The organism is Methylobacterium sp. FW102-HT35C08 (assembly GCF_058790235.1).
In genome coordinates, this window is record NZ_JBYTCL010000002.1 from 2,498,839 (window position 1) to 2,524,318 (window position 25,480).

Annotated in this window: 27 protein-coding genes; 19 read left to right on the forward strand and 8 right to left on the reverse strand. The window is 69.8% G+C overall.

Translation table 11 applies throughout. The features are described from left to right. Positions 1 to 117 precede the first annotated feature (117 nt). Positions 118 to 1,491, forward strand: a complete 1,374-nt coding sequence (locus AC3WSN_RS11885; protein ID WP_492538168.1) for an RluA family pseudouridine synthase — start codon at positions 118 to 120, stop codon at positions 1,489 to 1,491. On the opposite strand, the gene AC3WSN_RS11890 is transcribed toward AC3WSN_RS11885, so the two are convergent. Continuing rightward, positions 1,458 to 2,171 (reverse strand): alpha/beta fold hydrolase, encoded by a 714-nt coding sequence (locus tag AC3WSN_RS11890; RefSeq protein ID WP_492538170.1) that lies wholly within the window; start codon positions 2,169 to 2,171, stop codon positions 1,458 to 1,460. The genes AC3WSN_RS11885 and AC3WSN_RS11890 overlap by 34 nt on opposite strands. A 201-nt stretch (positions 2,172 to 2,372) precedes the next feature. Between AC3WSN_RS11890 and AC3WSN_RS11895 the strand changes: the two genes are divergently transcribed. The 4 genes from AC3WSN_RS11895 to AC3WSN_RS11910 all read left to right on the forward strand — a co-directional run bounded on the left by AC3WSN_RS11895 (position 2,373) and on the right by AC3WSN_RS11910 (position 4,793). After that, positions 2,373 to 2,756 (forward strand): hypothetical protein, encoded by a 384-nt coding sequence (locus AC3WSN_RS11895; protein ID WP_492538172.1) that lies wholly within the window; start codon positions 2,373 to 2,375, stop codon positions 2,754 to 2,756. 52 nt (positions 2,757 to 2,808) lie between these two features. Beyond that, positions 2,809 to 3,474, forward strand: coding sequence for an HAD-IA family hydrolase (locus tag AC3WSN_RS11900; protein WP_492538174.1), 666 nt, complete (start codon positions 2,809 to 2,811; stop codon positions 3,472 to 3,474). 66 nt (positions 3,475 to 3,540) lie between these two features. Next, a complete protein-coding gene (locus AC3WSN_RS11905) occupies positions 3,541 to 4,332 on the forward strand; it encodes an ATP12 family chaperone protein (protein ID WP_492543082.1) in 792 nt (263 codons plus the stop codon). A gap of 251 nt (positions 4,333 to 4,583) precedes the next feature. Then, positions 4,584 to 4,793 (forward strand): hypothetical protein, encoded by a 210-nt coding sequence (locus AC3WSN_RS11910; RefSeq protein ID WP_492538176.1) that lies wholly within the window; start codon positions 4,584 to 4,586, stop codon positions 4,791 to 4,793. A 14-nt stretch (positions 4,794 to 4,807) separates the two neighbouring features. Here the strand turns inward: AC3WSN_RS11910 and AC3WSN_RS11915 are convergent, their stop codons facing one another. Beyond that, positions 4,808 to 5,299, reverse strand: a complete 492-nt coding sequence (locus AC3WSN_RS11915; RefSeq protein WP_492538178.1) for a glutathione peroxidase — start codon at positions 5,297 to 5,299, stop codon at positions 4,808 to 4,810. Between the two features lie 246 nt (positions 5,300 to 5,545). Here AC3WSN_RS11915 and AC3WSN_RS11920 point away from each other — a divergent pair, with 246 nt between their 5' ends. Further along, a complete protein-coding gene (locus AC3WSN_RS11920; protein WP_492538180.1) occupies positions 5,546 to 5,815 on the forward strand; it encodes a DUF6894 family protein in 270 nt (89 codons plus the stop codon). Positions 5,816 to 5,926: 111 nt separating this feature from the next. Here AC3WSN_RS11920 and AC3WSN_RS11925 read toward each other — a convergent pair whose 3' ends face one another. After that, a complete protein-coding gene (locus tag AC3WSN_RS11925; protein WP_492538182.1) occupies positions 5,927 to 6,460 on the reverse strand; it encodes a hypothetical protein in 534 nt (177 codons plus the stop codon). Positions 6,461 to 6,595: 135 nt separating this feature from the next. Here AC3WSN_RS11925 and AC3WSN_RS11930 point away from each other — a divergent pair, with 135 nt between their 5' ends. Continuing rightward, entirely contained in the window at positions 6,596 to 7,984 is a 1,389-nt protein-coding gene (locus tag AC3WSN_RS11930; protein WP_492538183.1) for an aminotransferase, read from the forward strand. A gap of 204 nt (positions 7,985 to 8,188) precedes the next feature. Here the strand turns inward: AC3WSN_RS11930 and AC3WSN_RS11935 are convergent, their stop codons facing one another. Both AC3WSN_RS11935 and AC3WSN_RS11940 read right to left on the reverse strand, forming a co-directional pair. Then, on the reverse strand, positions 8,189 to 9,511 hold the full coding sequence (locus tag AC3WSN_RS11935) for an HlyC/CorC family transporter (protein ID WP_192708893.1): 1,323 nt from the start codon (positions 9,509 to 9,511) through the stop codon (positions 8,189 to 8,191). Positions 9,512 to 9,572: 61 nt separating this feature from the next. Then, positions 9,573 to 11,159, reverse strand: a complete 1,587-nt coding sequence (locus AC3WSN_RS11940) for a hypothetical protein (RefSeq protein ID WP_492538185.1) — start codon at positions 11,157 to 11,159, stop codon at positions 9,573 to 9,575. Positions 11,160 to 11,353: 194 nt separating this feature from the next. Between AC3WSN_RS11940 and AC3WSN_RS11945 the strand changes: the two genes are divergently transcribed. The 7 genes from AC3WSN_RS11945 (at position 11,354) to AC3WSN_RS11975 (ending at position 17,236) form a co-directional block, all read left to right on the forward strand. Further along, complete coding sequence (locus tag AC3WSN_RS11945) at positions 11,354 to 11,752, forward strand: DUF3775 domain-containing protein (RefSeq protein WP_192708894.1); 399 nt, start codon at positions 11,354 to 11,356, stop codon at positions 11,750 to 11,752. 24 nt (positions 11,753 to 11,776) lie between these two features. After that, positions 11,777 to 13,069: an App1 family protein phosphatidate phosphatase gene (locus AC3WSN_RS11950; RefSeq protein ID WP_492538187.1), complete on the forward strand. Its 1,293-nt coding sequence runs from the start codon at positions 11,777 to 11,779 to the stop codon at positions 13,067 to 13,069. A gap of 190 nt (positions 13,070 to 13,259) precedes the next feature. Next, positions 13,260 to 13,517: a hypothetical protein gene (locus tag AC3WSN_RS11955; RefSeq protein WP_192708896.1), complete on the forward strand. Its 258-nt coding sequence runs from the start codon at positions 13,260 to 13,262 to the stop codon at positions 13,515 to 13,517. A gap of 178 nt (positions 13,518 to 13,695) precedes the next feature. Further along, on the forward strand, positions 13,696 to 14,157 hold the full coding sequence (locus AC3WSN_RS11960; RefSeq protein WP_238195525.1) for a hypothetical protein: 462 nt from the start codon (positions 13,696 to 13,698) through the stop codon (positions 14,155 to 14,157). A gap of 2 nt (positions 14,158 to 14,159) precedes the next feature. Beyond that, positions 14,160 to 14,822: a ribonuclease T2 family protein gene (locus AC3WSN_RS11965; protein ID WP_492538190.1), complete on the forward strand. Its 663-nt coding sequence runs from the start codon at positions 14,160 to 14,162 to the stop codon at positions 14,820 to 14,822. 64 nt (positions 14,823 to 14,886) lie between these two features. Then, entirely contained in the window at positions 14,887 to 15,735 is an 849-nt protein-coding gene (locus tag AC3WSN_RS11970; protein WP_492538192.1) for a 23S rRNA (adenine(2030)-N(6))-methyltransferase RlmJ, read from the forward strand. A gap of 223 nt (positions 15,736 to 15,958) precedes the next feature. Next, a complete protein-coding gene (locus tag AC3WSN_RS11975) occupies positions 15,959 to 17,236 on the forward strand; it encodes a porin (RefSeq protein ID WP_492538194.1) in 1,278 nt (425 codons plus the stop codon). A 154-nt stretch (positions 17,237 to 17,390) separates the two neighbouring features. Here the strand turns inward: AC3WSN_RS11975 and AC3WSN_RS11980 are convergent, their stop codons facing one another. Next, positions 17,391 to 17,945: a GNAT family N-acetyltransferase gene (locus AC3WSN_RS11980; protein WP_492543084.1), complete on the reverse strand. Its 555-nt coding sequence runs from the start codon at positions 17,943 to 17,945 to the stop codon at positions 17,391 to 17,393. A gap of 190 nt (positions 17,946 to 18,135) precedes the next feature. On the opposite strand from AC3WSN_RS11980, the gene AC3WSN_RS11985 reads away from it, so the two are divergent. Beyond that, complete coding sequence (locus AC3WSN_RS11985) at positions 18,136 to 19,626, forward strand: peptidoglycan DD-metalloendopeptidase family protein (RefSeq protein WP_492538196.1); 1,491 nt, start codon at positions 18,136 to 18,138, stop codon at positions 19,624 to 19,626. A 346-nt stretch (positions 19,627 to 19,972) separates the two neighbouring features. On the opposite strand, the gene AC3WSN_RS11990 is transcribed toward AC3WSN_RS11985, so the two are convergent. Then, positions 19,973 to 20,302, reverse strand: a complete 330-nt coding sequence (locus AC3WSN_RS11990) for a YidB family protein (protein WP_492538198.1) — start codon at positions 20,300 to 20,302, stop codon at positions 19,973 to 19,975. A 429-nt stretch (positions 20,303 to 20,731) separates the two neighbouring features. After that, positions 20,732 to 21,154, reverse strand: coding sequence for a YidB family protein (locus AC3WSN_RS11995; RefSeq protein ID WP_492538200.1), 423 nt, complete (start codon positions 21,152 to 21,154; stop codon positions 20,732 to 20,734). Between the two features lie 125 nt (positions 21,155 to 21,279). Here AC3WSN_RS11995 and AC3WSN_RS12000 point away from each other — a divergent pair, with 125 nt between their 5' ends. From AC3WSN_RS12000 to secF, 4 genes are all read left to right on the forward strand, one after another. After that, on the forward strand, positions 21,280 to 22,161 hold the full coding sequence (locus AC3WSN_RS12000; protein WP_492538202.1) for an alpha/beta fold hydrolase: 882 nt from the start codon (positions 21,280 to 21,282) through the stop codon (positions 22,159 to 22,161). Positions 22,162 to 22,293: 132 nt separating this feature from the next. Beyond that, the gene (yajC, locus tag AC3WSN_RS12005; RefSeq protein WP_192708905.1) at positions 22,294 to 22,626 is read left to right on the forward strand and encodes a preprotein translocase subunit YajC; all 333 of its coding nucleotides are present in this window, start codon (positions 22,294 to 22,296) and stop codon (positions 22,624 to 22,626) included. A gap of 57 nt (positions 22,627 to 22,683) precedes the next feature. Further along, positions 22,684 to 24,288, forward strand: coding sequence for a protein translocase subunit SecD (gene secD, locus AC3WSN_RS12010; RefSeq protein WP_192708906.1), 1,605 nt, complete (start codon positions 22,684 to 22,686; stop codon positions 24,286 to 24,288). A 246-nt stretch (positions 24,289 to 24,534) separates the two neighbouring features. Next, on the forward strand, positions 24,535 to 25,476 hold the full coding sequence (gene secF / locus AC3WSN_RS12015) for a protein translocase subunit SecF (RefSeq protein ID WP_192708907.1): 942 nt from the start codon (positions 24,535 to 24,537) through the stop codon (positions 25,474 to 25,476). The last annotated feature ends 4 nt before the right edge of the window (positions 25,477 to 25,480 follow it).

Below are 25,480 nucleotides of genomic sequence, written 5' to 3' on the forward strand. Positions count from 1 at the left end.
GCCGCTGCGCCGGGGCGGTGCTACAGCCGGGCAACCCCATCGGTCCCGACGTCCGCGACGCCGCGGCCTATGCGCCCGGACGTCCCGTCCGAGGCGGTGACGGGTGCCGGCGGAACCATGAACACACGACCTCCCAGAAGCGGCGGCCCGAAGGGGCGTAAGCCACAGGCCGGCAAGGTCCAATCGAACGGCCGTGCCCGCACCGGCCCGCGCACCAGCGCCCGCGACGCTGCCGAGCGCGCCGCCCGCAACCGCGGCGACGATGCCGGCGCGCGCGATCCCTGGGGCGGTGCGGCACCCGCCGCGCCTGCTCGGGCGCCAAAACCCCGTGCCGCCGCGGACGGTGCGCTGGCACGCCACACGGCGCCGGCCGGGCGCGGTGCACCGGGCGCCAAGCCCGGGCCGAGACCTGCGCCGAAGCGGCACGAAGGACCCGCTCCCGCCCCCGGCCCGACCCGGCGCGAGCAGCGCGCCGCCGCTTCCGCGACCCTCGCCTCCGGGGTGCAGACGCTGACGGTCGAGCCGGACGAAGCCGGCATGCGCATCGACCGGTTTCTCACCGCTCGCTTCCCGCTCCTCCCCTTCACTCGGGTTCAGAGCATCGTCCGCAAGGGCGAATTGCGGGTCGACGGCAAGCGCGCCAAGCCCAACGACCGGCTGGAGCCAGGCATGAGCGTGCGCGTGCCGCCGCTGCGCCTCGATCAGCCCTCCGAGCGCCCGCGCAACGCCGCCCGCGAGCAGGACGACGCCGAATTCATCCGGTCGCTGATCCTCTACGAGGACGCTGACATGATGATCCTCAACAAGCCCTTCGGCCTCGCGGTCCAGGGCGGATCCGGCACGGTCCGCCACGTCGATGGCCTGCTCGCCGCGCTGACCGGCCCGGACGGGCAGAAGCCCCGCCTCGTCCATCGGCTCGACAAGGACACGGCCGGCTGCCTGATCATCGCCAAGACCCGGCTCGCCGCCGCGACGCTGGCCAAGAGCTTCCGCTCCCGGGCGGCGCGGAAGATCTACTGGGCGCTCACCGCCGGCGTGCCGCGGGTACGGCAGGGCCGCGTCTCGACCTATCTCGCCAAGGAAGAGCCCACCGATGCCGATGCGCGCATGCGCGTCGCCAAGCACGGGGATGAGGGCGCGAGCCACGCCCTGACCTACTACGCGATGGTCGATCAGGCCGCTCAGAAGCTGTCCTGGCTGTCGTTCAAGCCGGTCACCGGCCGCACGCACCAGCTGCGCGCCCACGCGGCCCATATCGGCCACCCGATCGTCGGGGACCCGAAATACTTTTCCGTGGAGAACTGGGAGCTGCCGGGCGGCATCCAGAACCGGCTCCACCTGCTCGCCCGCCGGATCGTGATCCCGCACCCGCGGACCGGCAAGCCCGTGGACGTGAGCGCGCCGCTGCCGCCCCACATGGCCCAGAGCTGGAACCTCCTCGGCTTCGACGCCGCCCGCTACGACCCGATCGTCGAGGCGCCGGAGGCCTGAGCCAGGAGCCACGGCACGATCGCGGCGGAGAGGGCGTCGGGCGCTTCAAGCGGCAGCATGTGCCCCGACCCGTCGATCACCGTCAGGGTCGCGCCGGGGATCCCGTCCCGAAGCTCCCGCGCCTCGTCGAGGCCGCGCAGTGCGTCCTGAGCCGCCGCCACGACCAGGGTCGGGCAGCGGATCGCGCCGAGCCGGTCGAGATCGCTCGCGCGGGCCTGGCCGGCCTGACGGAGGAAGACCGGGCCGCCGAGCCGGTCGCCCATCCGCCGGATACGGCCGGTGAGGTCGGCGTCGCCCGCCCGCTCGGGATGTACCGACTGGAAGATCGCCCCACGACTGAGGCCGGCGAAGCCCTGCTCGCGGACATGTGCGACGGCGATCGCCTTCCGCGCCGCCTGGGCGCGGGTATCGGCCCGGGCCGAAGTGGCGATCAGGACCAGCGCCTGCACCCGCTCTGGCGCAAGGCGGGCGATCTCGCGGGCCACGTAGCCGCCCATGGAGAAGCCGACCAGGGCGAAGCGTTCGGGCGCCTCCGCTGCCACCCGGAACGCCATGTCGTCGATCGCGGCGTCACGGCTCAGATCAGCGTGGTGGATTGCGCCGACCCGCGCGAGCTGAACCTCCATGTCGGTCCAGAGGTCGGAATCGGTCATGAAGCCGGGAAGCAGAACGAGGTTCATCGCCGGATCGCGACCCCTGCCGCTGGAGAGCCATTGCGCGCCTGATCGACCGCGCTACGCTGCCGCCGGTAAAGTTCGCGCCATCTTCCGAAAGTCTCGCGCCGCGCATGCCTTGGCAACCGGTCGCCCCACCTCATATGCTTCGCCATGCCCCGCCGATCCGTCGCGGGGCCGGTTCCCCGCGGTTCGAGACCCTGACGCATGAAGCTCGCGATGCTGGCCTGCCTCGCCGCCCTGTGCCTCACCGGGCCGATCGCGCACGCCGCGCCGGGCGAGCAGGCCAGACCCGCCCTCCCGGCGACCGCCCCTCGCCCGGCCGATGCGGCGGCCCCGCATCCGGCCACGGGTTCCGGAGAGGCCGCGGTACCGGCGCAGGCCAGCCCGCGCTCGGCCTCCGCCGGCCGGGCCGAGCGTCGGCGTCGCTCCTACGCGGCTTGCAACCGCGCCTCGCACCAGCGCGGCCTGCGCGGCGGCAAGCGTCGGCGATTCCTGATCCGGTGCCGGCTCGGCTACGAGCGCACGCGCGCTCAGGCGGTGCAGCCCGCCCCGGCCGGCCAGCCGGTGCAGCCGGCCCGCAAGCCGTGAGCGCGGGTGATCCGCGCGCGGCCTCTGGGCGACCGCGAATCCCCGGCGGCCGATGAGGCTCGTGGTCTTCGACGTCGACGGCACCCTCGTCGACAGCCAGCACCTGATCGTGGCGGCCCAGGGCCTTGCCTTTGCGGAGAACGGCCTGCCGGCCCCCGGCCGGCAGGAGGCTCTGTCGGTGGTCGGCCTCTCGTTGCCGCAGGCGTTCCGGCGCCTCGTCGGCGAGGACGGACCGGTCGCCGCGCTTTCGGAGAGCTACAAGCAGGCCTACAACCGGCTGCGGATCGACCCCGCCTACGAGGAACCGCTGTTTCCCGGGATGGCCGAGCTGCTCGCCACGCTGAAAGCCCGCGACGACGTGCTCCTCGGCCTCGCCACCGGCAAGTCGCGGCGCGGCGTCGAACGGCTGATCGCGCATCATGGCTGGGACGACTGGTTCGTGACGACGCAGAGCGCCGACGATGCGCCGTCCAAGCCCGATCCGGCCATGCTGCGGCAGGCCATGAGCGAGGCCGGCTGCGAGCCGGCGGCAACCGTAATGGTCGGCGACACCACTTTCGACATCGCCATGGGTGTGGCGGCCGGCGCCGCCGCCGTGGGGGTGGCCTGGGGCTATCACCCGCCCGAAGCGCTCTATGGAGCCGGCGCCGTCACGGTGGTGCCGAGTGCTGGCGCGCTGGAGGCGCAACTCCTCGACGGTGCGGATACGATCCGCTGAGACTGCAGGGCTCGCGAGCACACGCGAAGGCTCGCGCGCGAGGCCGGGAACGCCTATCTCGTGTCCATGAGCGATGAGACGACGGACTGGCTCGGCGGACCGGGCGAGAATGAGCGACCGGATCCGGTGCGGGCAGCCCGCGGCCATGCCAAGCCCGCCCTGCCCCGGCGCTTCTACACCGAGACCGGCTTCTCCGAGGAGGCGGGCGGGTTGCGCCTGACCCTGGACGGGCGTCCGGCGAACACGCCGGCCCGCAATCCGCTGCGCCTGCCCAATCGGGCGCTGGCCGAAAAGGTCGCGGCCGAATGGGCGGCGCAGGACACGCAGATCGATCCGGCGCGGATGCCGCTCACGCGGCTCGCGAACACGGCCATCGACGGCGTCGCACCCCGGCACGCGGCCGTGGTCGACGATCTCTGCGCCTATGCGGGCACCGACCTCGTGGCCTATCGCGCCGGGGATCCGGAGCGGCTCGTGGCCGCGCAGGGGGCGGCCTGGGACCCGATCCTCGCCTGGGCCCGCGACGAACTCGGCGTGCAGGTGATCCTGAGCGAGGGCATCCGGCACGTGGAGCAGCCGCCCGCCACCGTGCGGGCGCTCTCCGACGCCGTGGCGGCCGTGACCGATCCGTTCCAGCTCGCGGGCCTGCACACCCTGACAACCCTCAGCGGATCCCTGCTGATCGCGCTGGCCGTTCTGCGCGGTCATCTGACCCCGGCGGAGGCCTGGGCGGCCGCCCATGTCGACGAGACCTATCAGGCGGAGGTCTGGGGCCGGGATGCCGAGGCCGAGGCGCGTCTGGAGGCCCGCCGCTCGGAATTCGAGGCTGCGGCCGACTTCGTCGGTGCCCGCTGCTGACGAGGTCACAAGGCCTGGGCCGATTGCGAAGATGCAATTGCGCAACAATCCCGAACTCGCGGTGGGCGGCCTCCGCTGCCGGCTGACTCTGCACGAAGACTGAATTAGGGTCTGAATCTGTTGTGTTCAGGTCGCCCATGCGCAGAGATCAGTCCGTTAAATGCAGATTCGAAGGTGAGCTGGCGGCGCTTATTGCGCCTCTGCGGACGTGTGGCGACGAGCGTGCCCGCCATGCGCTGTTCGACGCGCTCATGGACCTCGAAGGCCGGGCGCGGACGGGGGGCGCCTCGGACCTGACCTTGCGCAAGATCGCGGAGGTCCGGTTCCTCACCGGAATCCTGCGCGAGGCCGTGCGTCCCTACCGGACGGTGCCTCTGCGGACCATCCTCCGCCTGCGTGAGCGCAGGAACGGCCGCACGATCGCCCGGGCTCCGGAGGTCGCCGAGATCGAGGATTGCTGACGGGCACAGGCGTCCTATCGAGACGCCGCGAGGGCGGCTTCGATCCGCGCCTCCAGGGCGGCCGGCTTGGTTCCCGGTGCGAAACGGGCCAGCACCCGGCCATCCCGGCCGACCAGGAACTTGGTGAAGTTCCACTTCACCGCGCGCGTGCCAAACAGGCCGGGACGCGCCCTTGTGAGATGGGCGTAGAGCGGGTCGGCTCCGGGCCCGTTGACGGCAACTTTGGCGAGCACCGGGAAGGTGACGTCGTAGGTGAGCGAGCAGAAGCGCTCGATCTCGGCGGCGTTGCCCGGTTCCTGGGCGCCGAACTGGTTGCACGGAAAGCCCAGGACCGTCAGGCCGGCCTCCCTGTGGCGGCGCCAGAGAGCCTCGAGCCCCTCATATTGCGGAGTGAAGCCGCAGCGTGAGGCGGTGTTCACGATGAGCAGCACTTGGCCGCGGTGCTGCGCGAGCGGATAGGGTGTGCCATCGGCGGCGGCGACGGTGAGGTCGTGGAGTGTTGTCATGCCCGATCCCTTGGCCAAAGGGACCGCGCATGCAAGGTTCATGGCCCGGTCCGCCCCAGTGCACCCGCAGGTCCGAAGCAGCGCCCTTGGCTGTGTAAGCCGAGCGATGCCTCATATTCTAATGTGGATTATAGCCAATACGGCACATCCGGCATACAAGCTCGACAGTCGCGGCGACACTTATCGGCCCAGCCGCGAGTGAGGGTTGGCCGCATCCCCCTGACTAGACTTGACTGGGGTGCGTGGATGCCGCGCTTTCACTTCCACGTCCATGACGGCTATTCCGCGCTGAATGTCGAGGGCGCCGAGTTCGCGGACTGGCAAGCCGCCCGGCTGGAGGCCATCCGTCTCGCCGGCGACATCCTGAAGCACGACGCTCACCGCATCGCCCTAGGTGAAGATTGGCGCATCGAGGTGACCGATGGCGCCGGCCTGATCCTGTTCCAAATGACGTTCCTCGTGATCGAATCCCCGGCCTTGCGCAGGGAGCCGGTCCGCGGCGCTCAACCGAGCTGAGGGGCTTCGTCGCTGATCGCCGCAATCCGCCGGCTCGCCGGGTCTGGATCGTGGGCATCGGCGCGTTGCGACGGGGCGGCGTGGGAACGCAAGTCCGAACGCCCGTCGCCTTCAGGCAGGAACCTTCTGCACGTCGAAGCTCGGTCCCTGCGGAGTCATCCTGTCGTGGGATACGATGCGTTCGTCGGCACCCACTACGCCGAGGATGACGTCCCGGTCCGGCAGGATGACGGTGGTGCTCTTGTTGATGTGCACCAGCACGTGCCGCCGCAGCGGCACCGAGGCCACGGCCCAGCGCTTGAGCTGGCCGTAATAGGGTTCGCGGCGCCAGGCGTTGGCCTGCCCGGGATCGACCTGCACGTTCATGTTGCGGGTCACGGGATCGAGGCTCAGCACCATCTTGGCGCGGTCCGGCTTCCATTCCGGCCCGAGCCAGCCCTCCGTCATCCACAGGCAGTGGAACGCCCGGCAATGGTCGGGCCGGGTGGCGTGGATCGCGCAGCCCTGGCCGGCCTTGGTGTGACGGCACCATTGCCCCGCAATGCTCTCGACCGCCGGGACGTCGTAGACCTTGCAGCAGAGCGTGCAGGCGCCGCAGGTGCGCCCGGGCGCGGGCTGCGCGACGAAAGCTTCGGGATTGAGCATGGTTCGTGCGTCGCGAGAGGCAGTCGCTTCCGGCATGCGTCCGGCAACGGCCGGCCGCATGCCGGACTACCTGCACGGGCATCGGGTCGGTAGTGTGGCGGCCGCTCTCCCCTCCGCAAGAGGACCGTGCGATCCATGTTGTCGAACCTCGCAACCCGCGACGTCGAAACCCTGCTCCACCCCTACACGAACCTGTCCACCCATCGGCACACCGGCCCGCTGGTGCTGGAGCGTGGCGAAGGCGTTTACGTCTACGACACGGAGGGCCGCCCCTACATCGAGGGCATGTCCGGCCTGTGGTGCACGGCGCTCGGCTACTCGAACGCGGAGCTCGTCGAGGCGGCCCGGGCGCAGATGGCGCGGCTGCCGTTCACGCATCTCTTCTCGGGCCGCAGCCATGATCCGGGGATCGAACTCGCCGAAACCCTCAAGGAGCTGATGCCGGTCCCGACCTCGAAGATCTTCTTCACCTCCTCGGGTTCGGAGGCGAACGATACGCAGGTCAAGCTCACGTGGTACTACAACAACGCACTGGGCCGGCCGAAGAAGAAGAAGATCATCGCCCGACAGAAGGGCTACCATGGGGTCACGGTGGCGAGCGCCTCGATGACTGGGCTCGCGGCGAACCACGCCGACTGGGACCTGCCGCTGCCGGGTTTCCTGCACGTCGCGCCCGCGCACCATTATCGGGGCGCCGGACCTGGTGAGAGCGAGGAGGCCTATTCGGCTCGACTCGCCGCCGAGCTGGAGGAGACGATCCTGCGCGAGGGGCCCGAGACCGTGGCGGCGTTCATCGCCGAGCCGGTGATGGGCGCGGGCGGAGCGATCGTGCCGCCGCGGGGCTACTTCGCCGACATCCAGGCGGTGCTCGCGAAATACGACGTCCGCCTGATCGCCGACGAGGTGATCTGCGGCTTCGGCCGGCTCGGCACGTGGTTCGGCAGCGAGGCTCTGGGCCTCCGGCCGGACTCGATCTCCTTCGCCAAGGCGCTCACCTCCGCCTACATGCCGCTCGGCGGTGTGAGCATCGACGAGCCGCTCTACGAGGCGCTCATCGCACAGAGCGAGAAGATCGGCACGTTCGGCCACGGCACGACCTATTCGGGCCATCCGGTTGCGGCCGCGGTGGCGCTGAAGGCAATCGAGATATACCGGCGCGACCGGGTAATCGAGGGCGCCGCCGAGAAGGCGCCGCAGTTTCAGCGCCGCCTGTCGTCCCTCGCCGAGCATGCCATCGTGGGCGAGGCCAACGGCATCGGGCTGATCGGCGGCCTGGAGATCGTCGCCGACAAGGCCAGCAAGCGGCAATACGACCCGAAGGCGGGCGTCGCGTCCCGCTGCGTCGCTTTCGCGCAAGGCGAGGGGCTGATCGTGCGGGCGCTCGCCGGCGACCGTGTCGCCGTCTGCCCGCCGCTGATCATCACCCCGGACGAGATCGACGCGCTGTTCGACAGGCTGGGTCGGGCGCTGGACCGCACCCGCGACTGGATCCGCGCCGAGGGGCTGGAGGCGATGCCGGGGTAAGAGGCATCTGCCGCGCCTCGGAGATTGGGGGTCCAACGCCGTCATTCCGGGGCGCCGCAGGCGAACCCGGAATCCAGAAACACCATCGCTGCGGACCTAGGCCCGTCGGCGGCTCTGGATTCCGGGCTCTGCTTCGCGGGCTCGGAATGACGGCGTCCGGTGTGGCAATGCGCATCTAGAAGCCGGCCGCAGAGATGGCCCCAATCACATCGCGTCGCGCTGCGCCTCAGGCTGGCCCGCCGCCTGGAGCCCCGCCGGGGTCAGCGGCGTGATGCGCAAGGTCGTGATCCGGTTCTTGGCCTTCCGCAGCACCTGGAACCGGAAGCCGTGGAAGTTGAAGGCCGTGCCCTGATCGGGGATCGTGCGGGCCTCGTGGATGACGAGGCCCGCGATCGTGGTGGCCTCCTCGTCGGGCAGGTTCCAGTCCATGGCGCGGTTGAGGTCGCGGATCGGCACACCGCCGTCGACGTTCACCGAGCCATCGCCTTGCGGACGCACGCCCGAGACGGTGACGTCGTGCTCGTCGGCGATGTCGCCGACGATCTCCTCTAGGATGTCCTCCAGGGTCACGAGGCCCATCACCTCGCCGTACTCGTCGACCACCAGGGCGAAATGGGTCTTCTTGGTGAGGAAGGCCTTGAGCTGGGCGCGCAGCGACGTCGTGCCCGGCACGAACCACGTTTCGAGCGCCAACGCCTCGACCTTGAGACCCGAGGCGTCGCCCCCGGCGGCGTCGAGCGCCCGCAGCAGGTCCTTGGCATGGAGCACGCCGACGATGTTCTCCGGCGTGCCGCGCCAAAGGGGCATCCGCGTATAGGGCGAGGACAGGACCGCGCGCACGATGTCCTCGGACGGCTGGTCGGCGTCGATCGCCCGCATCTTGGTGCGGTGGACCATGACGTCGGAGACCGTCAGGTCCGACAGGTCGAGCAGGCCGCCCAGCATGTCGCGCTCGGCCTTGGCGACCCCGCCCTCGCGGTGCATCAGCGCCACCTGCCCGCGCAGTTCTTCGGCGGCCGTTAGGATCGACTGGTGCTCGCCGATGGTGACGCCGAAGGGCTTCAGCATCAGGCGCACCAGATGCTCGATCGCGATGGCGAGGGGGCCCATCAGAGCCACCGCGAAGGCCACCGGCCGGGCGGTGAGCAGCGCCGCCTTGTCGGGCTTGGAGATGGCCAGCGTCTTCGGCAGCACCTCGGCGAAGACGATGACCAGCACCGACATTCCGACGGTGGCGTAGATCACGCCGCTCTTGCCGAACAGGGCGGTGAGCACGCTGGTGGTGAAGGCCGAGGCGCCGATCGCCACGATGTTGTAGCCGATCAGCATCGCGCCGATGAACCGCTCGCGGATCGCCAGGATGCGGTTGACGATCGCGGCCCGGGGATCGCCCGCCTGTTCCAGGGCGTGCATCCGCGCCCGCGAGGCGGCCGTGAAGGCGGTCTCGGCCCCCGCGAAGAAGGCCGAGAGCAGCAGCGAGATCACCACGATGCTCGCGGCGAACCACAGGTCGATATGGGTTTCCATCGGGTCCGTCAGGGGGCGCCGTTCGTGGCGGGTCGGCCGCCCATATAGCGAGTCCCGCGGCTTATTGCGCGTCGATCCGGCGCACCGTCCACGTCGCCCAATAGACCGGGCGGCCGTAGAGGCTCGATGTGTCGCGGCCCGCGGCGGTCGGCGCCAGCCGGTCGAGCCAGGTCAGGAAACCGGCCTTGCCCGGGTAAATCGACGGCGTGTCGAGGTTGCCCTCCGCATCCGTCATCCAGAAATGCGCGCTCCGGTCGTAGCGACCGCTGCCGTCGCCGCCCGAGCGCAGCCCGAGATAGGCCGGCGAGCGACCGGCCTCCACGGGATCGGCGTACAGCTTGAGGGCACCGATCCCGTCGAGATTCATGTCGACCGTGTATTGCAGGCAGATATCGGCGACCGGGCCGCCGGGGGCATTGGCCGGGCGCTGGCAGGTATAGGCAATCGCCCAGCGCTGCATGCCCTTGCCGCGCGCCATTCGCACGAGGGTCCCGGGCGGCAGCGGACCGGCGAGCTTCCGTGCCGCGGACCAGACCTTTGGCCCCGCCAAGTCCTGGGCCGTGCGGAGGTAGAGCGCGGTGCGGCGCTTCTCGGGCGCGAGGCCGCAATCCTCAGGGAGCACGTCGGTATAGATGTAGTGATAGGTGCGATCGACGATGCTGATCGAGCCGGCGAGGCCGTGCGTCTCGAAGGCCGGCGCCGTGCAGGCCGAGGCTACCGGCTTGCCGGTCTCGTCGATCACCGCGGCCGGGGTGGGCGGATCGCTCCGTCCGCGGCCCGAGCCGGCCTCGAACGGCGTCCAGGTCAGGCCGTACCCGTCGGGGGTGCGGGTGCGGATCTCGAAGGTCTGGAAGTCGAGGGTCCGGGCCTCGATCTGCACGCGGCGCCGGACATCGGCCGGGCCCGCGCCGCCGTCGTCCGGCTCGGCCTGCCGGCGGCCGCGTCGCCGACGCCCCTCCGGCGCGTCGTTTCCCGGAGCCGCGGCACCCACCCGCTCCTGCCCGAGCAGGAAGACGTAGCTGTAGGCTTCCCCGGCCCAATCCCGGCCTGAGATGGCAATCGGATCGCGCGGGCCGATCGCCTCGGCCGAGGGCGTCGGCTCGGACCAGCCGCGGGTCTGCGCCCGCTCCTCCGGCAGATCGACCCAGAACCGGTCGGCGGAGGGCGGCAGCGTCGTCGCGAGGGCTTCCAGGTTACGACCTGTGCGCAGCGAGCCGCCGTCGCGACTGTCGGTGGCGCGCCGCTCCGGGCAGGGCTCGTCGCGGCGGCGGGACGCGATCGGGGTCTGGCCCTGGAAGATCGCCTGCAGCGGGCCGGGTGCCTCGGACCGCCCGAGCCGCAGGATCTGGACGCCGCGGGCGAACGCGCAGGGGGCCGGCGAGATCAGGACGCCCTCGGCCTCCGAGCCTTCGCGGCAGATCTCAAGGTTGCCGCCGCCGGTGATGAAGCAGCTCGGCGCGCTGGCCTCGTAGGTGGTGGGGCGGGCAGCGGCGGGCTGCGGCGAGACCGACGCGAGCGCGGTCAGGGCGCAGAGTGCGGATCCGGCTGCCAGCAGCGCGCGCGGCGCGCCGCCCCGGGACTGGGCGTCGCGTGATGCGGGTTCGACGGTATCGGCAGGCGACGCTTCGGTACTCTTTGAAGAATCCACGTCTATCGCCGATGTTGACACGGGTGTCGAAGAAGTTTCGCAGCCTCTAGCGGAAGGTCGTTGAGCCGGGAAGGGGCGCGGACCACGCAGCCCGCCTTCGATGGGGAAGGCGGCGAACCCGTTGCCCCGCTCGTCCGTTGTCGCGGCTTGAGGGCCCGATCGGCCCGACCCCGTCAGCGTTCGGAGACCCGCGCATGGATATCGCCGTCGAAACCGTCATCGACATCGTCATGAGGCTGCGCGCCATCGAGGTGAAGGAAGGCAACACCGATCCGGATTCGGGCTCGAACCCGATCGATGACGGAGCCACGGATGTGCTGATCTCGGGCACCGACGATGCCACGGAATCGGAGGTTCGCAGCTTCATCGCTGGGCTCGACGACGATTCCCGCGCGGAGCTGCTGGCCCTGTTCTATGTCGGGCGCGGCGACATGGAGCCTGAGGAATGGGGTGAGGCGGTGCGCTTTGCCCGGGAACGCGAGGCTGCCGGAGAGGGCACGGTGAAGACCCTGCTCGGCTCGCCGATCGCGGGCGATATGCTCGAAGAGGGTCTCGACGCACTGGGGCTCAGCCCCGAACTGCCGCAGGCCTGAGCGGCCGTAAGGGTCGCGGATGCGATGGCCTCACGCGTGCGCAGGGGCGCCACCAAGGCGCTGCGGGTTCTCATCCGGCCGGTCCGGCGCGCGCAGGGCTATGGCGGCAAGGGCCGCGGTGGGCTCGTGGTCGAGCCCTACCGCGGCTACGGCTCGCATGACGAGATCTTCCTGATCGGCCGGGTTTTCCGGCAATCGGCCGGCATACCCGGCGAGGATCCCGAATCCCTGCGGGCCCAGTGGCGGGACCTGCGCCGCCGCATCGCCCGGCGGAAGGTGGCGGGTGCCGCCGTCACCGCTCGGTTCGGCGGTGATGCCGCCCGGGTCGAGACCGACCGCGACGGCTACTTCCGTCTGAACCTGCATCCCCGCGGCCTCCCGACCGGCGCAGGTGAGTGGCATGGGGTCGATCTCGTGCTCGAGGCGGACCCGCCGATCCCGGCCCAGGGCGCAGTGTTCGTTCCGCCCACTGGCTGCCGGTACGTCGTCGTGAGCGATATCGACGACACGGTCATGCGCACCGGCGTCGCCAACAAGCTGAAGATGCTGTGGCGGCTGTTCGTCGAGGACGCCGAGAGTCGCGTGGCGTTTCCCGGAGTCGCCGCCCTCTACCGCGCATTGCATACCGGGGCCAGCGGCAACGAGGGCAATCCCATGCTCTACGTCTCCCGCGCGCCCTGGGGCCTCTACGAGATGCTGTCCGAGTTCTTCCAGCGCCACGGCATCCCGGCGGGGCCGGTGCTGTTCCTGCGGGAATGGGGACTCTCATGGACGCACCCGCTGCCGCGCCGGGCGACCGACCACAAGCAGGCGCTGATCCGGCACATGCTCGCCCTTTATCGCGACCTGCCCTTCGTGCTGATCGGCGACAGCGGCCAGCACGATCCGGAGGTCTACGCGCAGATCGTCGAGGAGAATCCGGGGCGGGTGCTGGCGGTGTATATCCGCAACGTGTCGCGCAACGCTGGTCGGATCGAGGAGATCGTCCGGCTCGCAGGAGCCGTGGCCCGGGCGGGCTCGAGCCTGGTTCTCGCGGCCGACAGCGTCGCGGTGGCCGAGCACGCGGCATCCCTCGGCCTGATCGCGCCTGAGGCCGTGGCCGGCGTCGCCGACGAGCACGCCGCCGACGCCGAGACCGGGCCGCGTCGCGAGACGGCCCGGATCATTCCGGGGCCGCCGGGCTGTGACGGCAACGCGGTCGACACGCCGATTGCACCGGAGGCGATCACGGACGCGTTGGCGGGCGACGGCACCGTGCCGGCGACCGTCGTGGTCGCGCCTGAGAAGCCGGCCGTCCTCCCGGGCCTCGAATCCTGATCCGGGCTGTTGTCGGCGTTGTTGTCCTCCCGGTCTTGCGCGAACAGCTCGGCAGGCTTGCGCCGAGCTTGCGCTCACGAAATGCTGCAACGCAGCATCGCGATCCGAAGGGTTCACATCCCCGTCGTGATGCCTAGGTTCGGGCGCTCGCATGCTGGTCCATGCCCGTCGCGTTCGCTGGAGCCCATTCGTGCAAACCTACACCCTCGCAATTGCCGACGGCGTCCTCTTCGCCTGCCTGCCCGACGAAGCCGACATCACGGCCGCGATCACAGACGCGACCGCCACCAACTATGGGTTCGGCCTCAGCCTCGACATCGTCCGCGGCGCGACCCTGACCAACGCCGCGCGACCCGATGACGAGGTCGTCTGGCAGGAAGGTCCTGACAGCGAGCTTCTGGACGCGCACGGCCGCCGCTATCGCTACGCGGTCCGCCGCCTGAGCTGACAGAGCGCGGGCTGGTTCGGCCTTCGCATCGGATCAGGCGGCCCAGTGTAGCGGCCGCGCCGCACCCTCCGCCAAACGACGGCCCAACGGCGGCCCTTGGGCCGCTGACGCTTGACTGGCGGGTCTGCGGGGCCATCGTTCCGGGATGCTGGACCGCACACCCGCCGAGACTCGCGCCATGCGCCCGATCCTGAACGGCCTCGCCCTTGGGCTGGCCCTCCTCTCCCTCGCTCAGCCGGCCCTCGCCCGCTCGGCGCGCGAGGATATCGAGCCCGCCGAGGAGCGGGAATTTCCGTTCGACGCGCAGATCCCCGGCTGCCAGGACCCGTCGGTGCTGGAACGGGTCTCGACCAACTTCGCCGAGAAGGAGGCGAAGTTCTGGAACTCGTCGATGACGATCGTCTCGTTCGACAGGATCGAGCGCACCGCCTGGCGGCCCTGGGGGCTCGACACCTATCCCCGGCGCTTCTGCACCGCGACCGTGACCACGTCGGACGGCTTGCGCCGGAAGGTCGACTATTCCGTGCGCGAGAGCCTCGGCATCATCGGGGCGACCTGGGGCGTGGAATTCTGCGTCCACGGCCTCGACCGCGACTTGGCCTACGCCTACGCGACGGCCTGCCGGATGGCGCGGCCCTGATCATGCGCGGCCTCGCCGCCTGCCTCGCCGGCCTGCTGCTCGCCGGCCCGGCCGCCGCGCAGGATTACGGCGGCTTCGCCCGGCGGGGCTCGCACGGCGATTTCGACTTCTACGTGCTGGCCCTGTCGTGGTCGCCGACCTATTGCGCCGGGGCGGGCGAGCGCCGGGACGATGTCCAGTGCGCGCCGGGGCGGGGTCTCGGCTTCGTCCTGCACGGGCTGTGGCCGCAATATGCGCGCGGCTATCCCGAGAATTGCTCGGCGGTCGCGCGCCAGCCGACCCGGCAGGCGATCGAGGTGGCCGGGCAGGTCTATCCGAGCGAAGGCCTCGCCCGCTACGAGTGGCGCAAGCACGGCACCTGCTCGGGGCTGGACCCGGCCGCCTATTTCAACGCGGCCCGGGAGGCCCGGCTCGCCGTGACGATCCCGGAGAGCCTCAAGGGCGGCGGCCCGACGCAGAATCTAGCGCCCATCGAGATCGCCCGGCAATTCGTGGCCGCCAATCGCGGCCTGCGTCCCGACATGATGGCGGTCACCTGCACGCGCGGCCAGCTGCAGGAGGTCCGGATCTGCTTCGGCAAGGACCTGCGCGGCTTCACCCCCTGCCCCGAGGTCGCCCGCGCCAATTGCCGCGCGCCGGAGATCACCCTCGACGCCGCGCGCTGAATTTTCGGCGGTTTCGGCGCGCGGCGCTGGACCCGAGACGCGGGATCGGCTTCAGCGCGTCTCCATGAGTTATCGGCACGCCTTCCACGCCGGCAATCACGCCGACGTCCTCAAGCATCTCGTGCTCGCGCGCGTGCTCGACCACCTGCGCCTCAAGGACAAGCCGTTCCGGGCGTTGGACGCCTTCGCGGGCCTCGGCATCTACGACCTGGAGGCCGACGAGGCGTCGCGCACCGGCGAGTGGCGGGACGGCTGGGGCCGGATGGATACGCCCTTCGCGTCGGACGTCGAGGCGCTGCTCGCGCCCTACCGGGCGGCGGTGGCGGCGGTTCAGGCACGCTACGGGGCGACCGCGTATCCCGGATCGCCCGCGATCATCCGCGAGGCGCTCCGCCCCGGCGACAAGGGCGTGTTCGTCGAGCTGCATCCGGCGGATGCCGTCACCCTCGGGGCGCGCTACGAGCGCGACACGCGCACGAAGGTGCTGAACCTCGACGGCTGGATCGCGGTCAACGCCCAGATTCCGCCGCCCGAGCGGCGCGGCCTCGTGCTGATCGATCCGCCTTATGAGGTCCCCGGCGAGATTGAGCGGTTGGGGACCCACCTCGTCCGGGCGGTGGCGAAGTGGCCGACCGGCCTGTTCCTGGCCTGGTACCCGATCAAGGACGCCGCCGCCCTCGAACGGATGGTCCGGGACCTCGACGCTGCCCTACCCCGCCCGGCGCTGCGCCTCGACCTGCTGATCGACCGGCCCGACGACCCGACGCGTCTGACCGGCAGCGGCCTGATCGTCGTCAACCCGCCCTGGCGCCTCGCCGAGGAAGCGGCGACTTTCCTTCCAGCTCTTGCCGAGCGATTGGCCCGCCATGAGTTCGGAGGATTTCGTTGCGACCCGATCGGTGCGGCGGCCTGACGCGACAGCATTGGACAGGTCTCGCCAAGCTGTTCGGTGCTCATCGCAGTCAAGGCAGGCGGCCGACAGGGCAAATGTGGCTGCAAAGTCACATTTCCTGAGCGATCGTTGTGCGGGATATCGATCTGCTCAAAAAATATGCAAATGCTCTATGTTTAGTTTTGTGTCAAACGCAACGCGATGTCAGCTTGGCCGTGAGCGAACCCGAACGAGCTGCGACACCATGCTGAAGCGATCCACCCTGGCCGGCCTGGCCACCGTGCTGCTGTCCTCGACCAGCATCCTCGCGGCCGATCTGGCCGCCCCGGCTCCGACGCCTGTTCCGCCCCCCGCCGAACCGTGCAAGGCCACGCTCCTCGGCCCGGTCTATAGCGGCGTGATCAAGGCCAACCCGAACCCGACCTGCTTCGCCGCGGGTCCGCTCGGCGACCTTTACGTAGGCGGCGCCGTCACGGGCTACGGCTACACGCAGACCAACCCGTTCGCGTCGTTCTCGACCCCGGCGGCCCCCAACGACCGCGACCGGTCCGCGCGATTCGACTTCTCGAACATCCAGGGCATCATCCAGAAGCCCGAGGGCGCGTTCCAGTTCTACATCCAGGCCGGCGGCTACTCGATCCCGCAGCTTGGCTTCCCGACCCTCGGGACCTTCACGCAGACGGACCTGCTGTTCGGCCCGGTGCCGGTCGCCTACGGCAAGATCCAGATCAACGATGAATGGTCGATCCAGGGCGGACGGATGTTCACCCTGATCGGCACCGAGCTGCTCTTCACCTACCAGAACCTGAACATCAACCGCGGCCTCCTGTTCGTGCAGGAGAACTTCATCAACCAGGGCGTTCAGATCAATTACAGCAGCGGCCCGCTCTCGGTCTCCCTCGCCGGGACCGACGGGTTCTTCTCCAACGAGATCACGTGGTTCACCGGCAACGTCGCCTACAAGCTCGACGACTACAACACGATCGGCGTCAACGGCGGCCTGAACGTCGGCCGGACCAACGCCCTCGACCGGAGCGCCCGCTACCAGTTCGCCACGCCGAACGCGCAGCAGAACAGCGGCATCTTCAACATCAACTACACCTACGCGAACGGCCCCTGGATCATCTCGCCGTACTTCCAGTTCACCAATGTCGAGCGCGACCTGCGCGTCGGGATCGGCAACACGGCCTCGACCTATGGCGGCGCCCTGCTGGCGGCCTACTCGTTCACCGACAATTTCTCGCTGGCCGGCCGCATCGAGTACACCGAGCAGACGGGCGTCCGGGGTTCGGGCGGGACGAACCTGCTGGGCTTCGGGGCCGGCAGCAACGCGTTCTCAGTCACCGTCACGCCGACCTTCACGTTCGATCGCTACTTCTTCCGGGTGGAGTACGCGCACGTCGAGCTCGGCGGCATCACCCGCGGCAACCTCGCGGAGGGTACGCTGGGCACCGGCTTCGGCCGGGACGGCAACCGCACCTCGCAGGACCGCTACATGGTCGAGACCGGCATCACCTTCTGATCCGGTCTGACGGCCGGCCTACGGGCCGGTTCCGGACTAGCCCTCGGCTCACCGCCGAGGGCTTTTTATGTTCTGGCGCCGGTCGGTCCCCGGCAAGAGCAGCACCGTCCGCCGCTGCGCGGGCGTGCTGCGGCCTGCGTGACGCTTCCGGCGATCAGGATCGCCGGAGCAGGCGGCGTCCCGGCCGGTGGCCTTCCTCCCCGGTATCGCGGAAGCCGAGCTTCTCCAGAAGGCCCCAGGACGCGACGTTGGCCGGGCGGCACTCCGCCACGACACTGCGTGTCGGGAAGCGCTTGCCAAGGAAGGTGATGACCGCCGAGACCGCTTCGAAGGCGTAGCCGCGCCCGCGGGCTGCGCCGCCGATCCAGTAGCCGATCTCGATCACGCCGGCGCCGCGCAGATGCGTTCCGACCACCCCGACCAGGTCGCGCCCTGCCGACGCCTGCGGCGCCCCGGTCCCGCCAGTCTCCCGCGTCCAGGCGCCGAGGAAGCGGTCCTGGCCGCGGGAGCCGCTGCGAATCAGATCCTCGGCATCCTGGATGGTGAACGGGGTCGGCAGGAAGTCCACCGCCGCGGTGATCGCCGGATCGTCCGTTAGCCGACGGAGGGCCTGTGCATCCTCAGTCCGGAGTCCCGCGATCGACAGGCGCGCGGTCTCGATCGCGGGCAGATCGGCAAGGCTGTCGCGGGCGGCGCGGATGGTGAACATCCCCTCGATGTGGGGTGCCGGCCGGGACGGAAAAGGCACGAAGGCGGCCCCTCGGATCATCCCGCGCGCTGCGCGAAAGGCCGAAGAAGTCTTCGCGCCACGGTCGCAGACATGCTGAACTGGAACGGTTGCTTAACCTGAATCCGTCTTCATTGGCGCATCAGGTTGCGTCAGGCAAACGGGTGCGTCGATGCGGGTGCGCGGTACGGGTCAGATGTTGCGGACGCTGTCGCGGGTCGCCCTCATCGGCATCATTGGCGGTGCAGCTGCCGCCTGTTCCTCGGACGCGTCGCGCCTGAGCAACCCCTTCTCGAACCCGTTCGAGTCGGAGCCTGCTGCTACGGGGAGCCTGCCGGATGGCAGCCTCAAGTCCGTGCCCGCGATCCGCACCGGCCGCATCCAGTCGGAGGCCCTGAGCCCGCCCGGCGCCTCGCGCCCGGTCGCGGCCGCCACGCCGGCGCAGACGCACGCCGCCGCACCCGCGACCCGCGTCGCCTCCACCGGCCCGGTCGGCTGGAGCGCTCAGGGCGGCACGCAGATCACCGTGTCGCAGAACGACAGCCTGAACCAGATGTCCACCCGCTTCGGCGTGCCCGCCTCGGCGATCCTGGCTGCCAACGGCCTGACCAGCGCCAGCCAGATCACCCCGGGTCGGCAGCTCGTGATCCCGGTCTACAACGCCTCCGGCATGAACCCGGCCGCGGCCCCGATGACCGCTCGCCCGGCCCGCGCGGCCGAGGAGAAGCGCGAGGACGCCAAGCAGGTCGAGAGCAAGCTCGCCGCGAAGCGCGACGAGGCCAAGGAAGCCGCCAAGCGCGAGGACGCCAAGCGCGAGGAGACCAAGCAGGCTGCCAAGGAAGCCGCGAAAGAGGCGACCAAGCGCGCCGCCGCTGAGAAGGAGGCGGAGCGCAAGGAGGCGCTCGCCCGCGACGCCGCGGCCCGGAAGGTCGCCGAAGCCAAGACCCGCAAGGACAGCGCGTCGAAGGACGACGAGAAGCCGCGGCACGTGCGCCCCGGACAGGTCGCCAAGGCCGACGAGAAGAAGGCGGATCCGAAGGCCGAGGCGAAGGCCAAGGCTGAGGCGAAGGCGACTGAGGCTAAGGCCGAGGCGAAGGCCGCCGCGAAAGCCGAGGCTGCGCAGAAGCTCGCGGAAGCCAAGGCCGCCAAGGAGGCTGCGCAGAAGGCGGCCGCCGCGGAGAAGGCCGAGAAGGTCGCCGCCAAGGAGGCTCCGAAGCCGGTTGCGGCGGTGACGCCTCCGACCCAGGCCAAGTCCGAGCCCGTCACCACCAGCTCCGTGGCCGATGCGACGCCGTCGGAGAGCTTCCGCTGGCCCGCCAAGGGCCGGGTGATCGCCGGCTACGGCAGTTCTGGCAACGAGGGCATCAACATCGCCGTGCCAGAGGGCACGCCGGTCAAGGCGGCCGAGGAGGGGACGGTCGCGTATGCCGGCTCGGACGTGAAGGGCTACGGCAAGCTCGTGCTGGTGCGTCACGCCAACGGCTACGTCTCGGCCTACGCCCATAACGGCGAGATCGACGTGAAGCCCGGCGAGAAGGTCAAGCGCGGCCAGACGATCGCGAAGTCCGGCGCCTCCGGCAACGTGACCTCGCCGCAGCTGCACTTCGAGATCCGCAAGGGCGGCTCGCCCGTGGATCCGATGTCCCAGCTCGCCAGCAACTGAGCGGCGCGGAGCTGCCTGTGTCCGGCGGCGGTCCCGAGAGGGGCCGCCGTTCGCGTTTGCGGCACAGGCTCGACCGGAATTGCTGCGCGTCGGCGATCCAGGGCGCGGGGGATGCCGGATCCAGACAGTTTCCGGCTGAAGCCCGCGGGCGGTGTATTCCTCGTCGTCACGAGCCCAGCGAAGTGACCCAGGGAAGTGCGACTTCAGGCATCGTCGCGCCGACTGGATTGTCTCGCTCCGCTCGCAAAGACGGTGCTGCCGGAGCGATCACCCCGGGAATGGCGGCAGACCCGTCGCCGCGATCTCCGAAGCGTCTCCGCCCGACCGGCCGCGAGAACAGGCGCGCTCAGGCCTTCGGCGCCTGCAGGGTGCCGTCTGGGCTGTGGCGGTCCACCGCCTCCGGCAGCGCCTGTGCCAGCGTCGGGAACAGCTGATCCATCGGGATGCCGAGCTTCTGCGCGATCTGGCGGACCTGATCGTTGTCGAGGACCTTGCGCAGATCCTCCGCCGTGATCGGCTCATTCGGTCCGCGGCCGAGCCAGGAATTGACCTGGCTCTCGTAGCCCGAGCGGCGGAGCTGATCGACCAGCGCGTTAAGTCCGCCGGGAAGAACCTGCTGGATGACGCCGGGCAACGCCTTGAGCGCGATCTCCCCGAGGGAATTGAGCAGGCTCATGCGGGTCTCCCGTCGTGCAACGTCGGCGGCGATACTAGAGCACATCGCCCGAAGAGCGAGAGACCTGCGGCGCGACCGGACTCCGTGAACCGCAATTTAGTCGACAGCGGTTCGGCCGTGGCCCGGAATGACGGCCCGCAACACGTCCGGCGGTCGTGCGGTCATGAGAATCCCGATCCGATCGCTGGTCCTGCCCCTCCTTGTCTCGGTCTGGTCGGGTGCGGCACCGGCGGCGCCGCCCGAGACGACCCGGCACGCGGAGGCGCGTCCTCTCACCGACGTGGTCTTTGTCCGACCGCTCTTCGGCACGTACCGGCATTGTGGTGGGGCCTGCCTCAAGAGCGGTGAGCTATCCTGGTTCTGGTTTGCGAAACAGACCTGCTACCTGAGCTGCGCGACCGCGCCGCCGCTGATGAAATGCCCGACCCCTTAAGCAGCGTCGGGTGCTGATCGCACCTGCGTGCTGAAATTCGGCTGCGGTTTCAGCTGCCCGTTCTCGCTCTGCTCCGCCACGGCGGCCGGCAGGAATTCCGACAGAACGACGGCCACGCGGCCTTCCGGCACACTCAGGTCATAGGCGAGACGCTCCGCGACCCCCTCTGGCAGGCATCGTGCGATGGCGGCCGCCGGCACCGGCTGCCGCGCCTCCGGCCCAGCCCCGGAGGCCAGCCAGGACGCGACGGCGTCGCCGTGACCGGCCTCTCGCAAGCGGTCGAGGAAGGCAGTGAGACCGCCGGGATAGAATTTGGCCATCGTCAGGGCTAGCTTGCCGCTCCCGGTCTGCTCCAGGACCCGGTCGGCTGCAGCAGCAACGTCGCCGATCAGATTCTTCGCACCGTCAAGCAGGCCCATCAAACTCCTCCGTCGCGTTGGTCGATCGCGCGGGAAGGTCGGGCGCGGATCGGCGCCGGCAAGCGCGTGCGGCAATTGCACGAGGAGCGATTAGGATCCCTGTCTCGGCATCGCGGGAATCATCCATGAAGCGTGTGCAGGCCGGCGTCCTCGACGTTGCGTATCTGGAATTCGGTCCGCCGGACGGACCGCCCGCCGTGCTGCTCCACGGCTTCCCGTACGATGCCCGCGCCTGCACCGCGGCGGCCGAGCGGCTCGCCGCCACCGGGGTTCGCTGCCTCGTCCCCTATCTGCGCGGCTACGGGCCGACGCGGTTCCTGGATCCGGCGACCCCGCGCTCAGGCGAGCAGGCGGCGCTCGGGGGCGACCTGCTGGCCTTCCTTGACGCCCTCGGCATCGCGCGCGCCGTGCTGGCCGGGTACGATTGGGGCGGACGGGCGGCCTGCGTGGTCTCGGCGCTCTGGCCGGACCGGGCCAAGGGCCTGGTGAGTTGCGGCGTCGGCTACAACATCCAGAACATCCCGGCCTCCGGGCGGCCCGTTGCGCCGGAGGCGGAGCACCGGCTCTGGTATCAGTACTACCTGCACGGCGAGCGCGGTCGCGCCGGCCTCGCGGGCGGCCGGCACGCGTTCTGCCGCTTGCTCTGGCAGCTCTGGTCGCCGACCTGGGCCTTCGATGCGGACACCTACGCGCAAACCGCTTCGTCCTTCGACAATCCCGACTTCGTGGACGTGGTGGTGCATTCCTACCGCCACCGCTTCGGACTGGTGCCGAGCGATCCGGCGCTGGTCGAGATCGAGGCCCGGCTCGCCGCCCAGCCGGCGATCACCGTGCCGTCGATCGTGCTGCTCGGCGCCGACGACGGCGTCGCGCCGCCGTCCGCGACCGACACGGAGGCCCGCCGCTTCACCGGCCCGTACCGGCGTGAGATCGTCGCGGGGGTCGGCCACAACTTTCCCCAGGAGGCACCCGACGCCTTCGCGGCTGCGGTGCGCGCCCTGCTGTGAGGCCGCAGCCGATGCCCGTCGCTTCGACGTTGCTTTCGGGAAGCCCCTGGCTATAGTCCGCGCGCTTTTCGACAGGTCTGCCCACGCCGAAAACCGGCGGCAGGCCCGATCGCCATTTGCAGGAGACGCTCGTTGATCACCCCCGCCTTCGCGCAAGGGGCCGGTACGGCCGCTGGCGGAGCGGAGATCGCCTTTCAGGTGATCCCGTTCGTCCTGATCTTCGTGATCATGTACTTCCTGATCCTGCGGCCGCAGCAGAAGCGGGTCAAGGACCACCAGACTCTGCTCAAGTCCGTGCGCCGGGACGACACGATCGTGACCAATGGCGGCCTCGTCGGGCGCGTGACCAAGGCGGCCGATGACGCGGCCGAGATCGAGGTGGAGATCGCCCCCAACGTCCGCGTGCGCGTGGTCCGCACGATGATCTCCGAGGTCCGCGCCAAGGGCTCGGTGAAGGCCGCCTGAGCTTCCGTTTGAACTGGCCGGCGTAACGCGCCGGCCCACAAGAGAAAAAGACGGCCGATGCTGCGCTTCTCCCGTGCGAAGATCATCGCGACGCTGGGCCTGATCCTGGTGGGGCTGATGCTCGCCGTGCCGAGCTTCTTCTCGCCCGAGCAGCGCAAGGGCTTCGTCGCCAGCCTGCCCTCCTGGTTCCCGAGCTGGGTGGTGCCGACCCGGGCCATCGTGCTCGGCCTCGACCTCCAGGGCGGCTCGCAGCTCCTGCTCGAGGTCGACCAGAACGAGCTGATCGCCTCCCAGGCCAAGGCCCTGCGCGACGACGTTCGCCGGGTGCTTCAGCAGGAGAACGTCCGTGCCGACGGCGGCATCGGCCTGCTCCAGCGCGGCGTCCAGGTGAAGGTCGCGGACGACGCGGCCCGGGCCAAGGTCCTGCCGAAGCTTCAGGAACTGTCGCTGCCGATCACCACGTCGCTCGGCCAGACGGCGGCCCGGACCCTCGACGTCTCCGAGCAGCCCGGCGGCGTGATCCGCCTGACGCTGACCGATGCCGGGATCACCGACCGGACCCGCCGGGCGGTGAGCCAGGGCATCGAGGTCATCCGACGCCGCCTCGATTCCACCGGCACGACCGAGCCGTCGATCCAGCAGCAGGGCGCCGACCGGATCCTGATCCAGGTGCCGGGCGAGCAGAATCCTGAGCGCCTGGAGAAGCTTCTCGGCTCAACCGCCAAGCTCGAATTCCGGATGCTCGCCGACAGCCCGTCCGGCGACGTCGACATGCTGCCGTCGAAGGACGAGAAGGGCGCCAAGGTGCCGGTCGAGCGCCGGGTCATGGCCGATGGCGGCGAGCTGACCGACGCGCAGCCGGCCTTCGACCAGCAATCCCACGAGCCGATGGTGAGCTTCAAGTTCAACCTGCGCGGCGCGCAGCGCTTCGGGCAGGCGACCTCGGAGAATGTCGGCCGCCGCATGGCGATCGTACTCGACAACGAGGTGGTGTCGGCGCCCGTGATCCGCTCGGCGATCACCGGCGGCTCGGGCCAGATCACCGGCAACTTCACGGTCCAGCAGGCCAACGACCTATCGGTGCTGCTCCGGGCCGGCGCGCTGCCGGCTAAGTTCACCGTGGTCGAGCGCCGCGTCGTCGGACCGGGTCTCGGCCGCGACTCCATCGAGGCCGGCAAGCTCGCGACCCTGGTGGCGGCGGCCCTCGTGGTGGCGTTCATGTTCGCGACCTACGGCACCTTCGGCTTCATCGCCAACATCGCCCTGATGGTCCATGTCGGGCTGATCCTGGGTCTGATGTCGGTGCTGGAGGCGACCATGACGCTCCCGGGCATCGCCGGCATCGTGCTGACCATCGGCACCGCGGTGGATTCCAACGTGCTGATCTACGAGCGCATGCGCGAGGAGAGCCATGCCGGACGCTCGCTCATCTCGGCGCTCCAGGCCGGCTTCGACCGGGCGTTTGCCACCATCATCGACTCGAACTCGACCATGGCGATCGCCGCCCTGATCCTGTTCTTCCTCGGCTCGGGCCCGGTGAAGGGTTTCGCCGTGGTCTTCATCCTCGGCATCCTGACGACGGTCATCACCGCCGTGACGCTGACCCGGATGATGATCGCCGTGTGGTACAAGACCTTCCGGCCCAAGGCCCTGCCGTTCTGACGACGGGGTCGTCGCACACCCAAGTGCTTTTTCAGGAGGTTGGCGAAGCGTCTCTCGTCTGATCGCCCGACCGGGCGGCCCACCCTGTCATCCCGGGGCTGCGCAGCAGAGCCCGGGATCCAGACACGCCGACGGCGCCGGCCCTGGCGCGGCCGCGGTTCTGGTATCCGGGCTCGCCCTTCGGGCGGCCCGGAATGACGGCGGATCAGCGAGACCGTACAGCAGCCCCGCCTATCGAGACCGACCATGCGCCTGCTCCGCCTCTGGCCCGATGAATCGCATTTCGACTTCATGCGATTCCGGCGTTTCACCTTCCCGCTCTCGGCGCTGCTCTCGCTCGCCACGGTGGCCCTGTTCCTGACGATCGGGCTGAACTTCGGCATCGACTTCAAGGGCGGGACCCTGGTCGAGCTGCAGGCGAAGTCCGGCACGGCCGACGTCGCCTCGATCCGGCACACCGCCGCGGGCTTCGGCTTCGGCGAGCCGGAGGTGCAGGAACTTGGCAACCAGGGCACCGTGCTGGTCCGCCTGCCGCTCCAGCCCGGCGAACAGGGCCAGACCGCGGTGATGAACAAGGCGCACGCCGCCTTCGACAAGGATTACGATTTCCGCCGCACCGAGACCGTGGGCCCACGCGTATCCGGCGAGCTGGTCCAGTCCGGCACGCTCGGCGTCGTGCTCTCGGTCGTGGCCGTGCTGCTTTACCTGTGGTTCCGGTTCGAGCGGGAACTGGCGCTCGGCGCCATCGTCGGCACCCTCCACGACATCGTGCTGACGGTCGGCGTGTTCATCATCACCCGCATCGAGTTCAACATGACCTCGATCGCCGCGATCCTGACGATCGTGGGCTACTCGCTCAACGAAACGGTCGTGGTGTTCGACCGGACCCGCGAGCTCATGCGCCGGTACAAGACCATTCCCACCGTCGATCTGCTCAACCTGTCGATCAACTCGACCATGTCGCGCACCGTGATGACGTCGATCTCGTCGTCTTTGTCGCTGCTCGCGCTGGTGCTGTTCGGCGGCGAGGCGATCAAGGGCTTCGCCGTGGTGATGCTCTGCGGCGTCGTGATCTGCACCTACTCGGCGATTTTCATCTCGACGCCGGTGTTGATCTACCTGGGGCTGATGCTCTCGGGCGCCCGCGCGGCGGCCGAGCGGTCGAGCGTCCCGCAACCGGCGGAGTAGTTTG

Excerpts from the sequence above, each read along its gene's own strand:
- AC3WSN_RS11885 (WP_492538168.1), top strand. The coding sequence starts at position 118 with ATGAACACACGACCTCCCAGAAGCGGCGGCCCGAAGGGGCGTAAGCCA.
- AC3WSN_RS11890 (WP_492538170.1), bottom strand. The coding sequence starts at position 2,171 with ATGAACCTCGTTCTGCTTCCCGGCTTCATGACCGATTCCGACCTCTGG.
- AC3WSN_RS11895 (WP_492538172.1), top strand. The coding sequence starts at position 2,373 with ATGAAGCTCGCGATGCTGGCCTGCCTCGCCGCCCTGTGCCTCACCGGG.
- AC3WSN_RS11900 (WP_492538174.1), top strand. The coding sequence starts at position 2,809 with ATGAGGCTCGTGGTCTTCGACGTCGACGGCACCCTCGTCGACAGCCAG.
- AC3WSN_RS11905 (WP_492543082.1), top strand. The coding sequence starts at position 3,541 with ATGAGCGATGAGACGACGGACTGGCTCGGCGGACCGGGCGAGAATGAG.
- AC3WSN_RS11910 (WP_492538176.1), top strand. The coding sequence starts at position 4,584 with ATGGACCTCGAAGGCCGGGCGCGGACGGGGGGCGCCTCGGACCTGACC.
- AC3WSN_RS11915 (WP_492538178.1), bottom strand. The coding sequence starts at position 5,299 with ATGACAACACTCCACGACCTCACCGTCGCCGCCGCCGATGGCACACCC.
- AC3WSN_RS11920 (WP_492538180.1), top strand. The coding sequence starts at position 5,546 with ATGCCGCGCTTTCACTTCCACGTCCATGACGGCTATTCCGCGCTGAAT.
- AC3WSN_RS11925 (WP_492538182.1), bottom strand. The coding sequence starts at position 6,460 with ATGCTCAATCCCGAAGCTTTCGTCGCGCAGCCCGCGCCCGGGCGCACC.
- AC3WSN_RS11930 (WP_492538183.1), top strand. The coding sequence starts at position 6,596 with ATGTTGTCGAACCTCGCAACCCGCGACGTCGAAACCCTGCTCCACCCC.
- AC3WSN_RS11935 (WP_192708893.1), bottom strand. The coding sequence starts at position 9,511 with ATGGAAACCCATATCGACCTGTGGTTCGCCGCGAGCATCGTGGTGATC.
- AC3WSN_RS11945 (WP_192708894.1), top strand. The coding sequence starts at position 11,354 with ATGGATATCGCCGTCGAAACCGTCATCGACATCGTCATGAGGCTGCGC.
- AC3WSN_RS11950 (WP_492538187.1), top strand. The coding sequence starts at position 11,777 with ATGGCCTCACGCGTGCGCAGGGGCGCCACCAAGGCGCTGCGGGTTCTC.
- AC3WSN_RS11960 (WP_238195525.1), top strand. The coding sequence starts at position 13,696 with ATGCGCCCGATCCTGAACGGCCTCGCCCTTGGGCTGGCCCTCCTCTCC.
- AC3WSN_RS11965 (WP_492538190.1), top strand. The coding sequence starts at position 14,160 with ATGCGCGGCCTCGCCGCCTGCCTCGCCGGCCTGCTGCTCGCCGGCCCG.
- AC3WSN_RS11970 (WP_492538192.1), top strand. The coding sequence starts at position 14,887 with ATGAGTTATCGGCACGCCTTCCACGCCGGCAATCACGCCGACGTCCTC.
- AC3WSN_RS11975 (WP_492538194.1), top strand. The coding sequence starts at position 15,959 with ATGCTGAAGCGATCCACCCTGGCCGGCCTGGCCACCGTGCTGCTGTCC.
- AC3WSN_RS11980 (WP_492543084.1), bottom strand. The coding sequence starts at position 17,945 with ATGTTCACCATCCGCGCCGCCCGCGACAGCCTTGCCGATCTGCCCGCG.
- AC3WSN_RS11985 (WP_492538196.1), top strand. The coding sequence starts at position 18,136 with ATGCGGGTGCGCGGTACGGGTCAGATGTTGCGGACGCTGTCGCGGGTC.
- AC3WSN_RS11990 (WP_492538198.1), bottom strand. The coding sequence starts at position 20,302 with ATGAGCCTGCTCAATTCCCTCGGGGAGATCGCGCTCAAGGCGTTGCCC.
- AC3WSN_RS11995 (WP_492538200.1), bottom strand. The coding sequence starts at position 21,154 with ATGGGCCTGCTTGACGGTGCGAAGAATCTGATCGGCGACGTTGCTGCT.
- AC3WSN_RS12000 (WP_492538202.1), top strand. The coding sequence starts at position 21,280 with ATGAAGCGTGTGCAGGCCGGCGTCCTCGACGTTGCGTATCTGGAATTC.
- secD (WP_192708906.1), top strand. The coding sequence starts at position 22,684 with ATGCTGCGCTTCTCCCGTGCGAAGATCATCGCGACGCTGGGCCTGATC.
- secF (WP_192708907.1), top strand. The coding sequence starts at position 24,535 with ATGCGCCTGCTCCGCCTCTGGCCCGATGAATCGCATTTCGACTTCATG.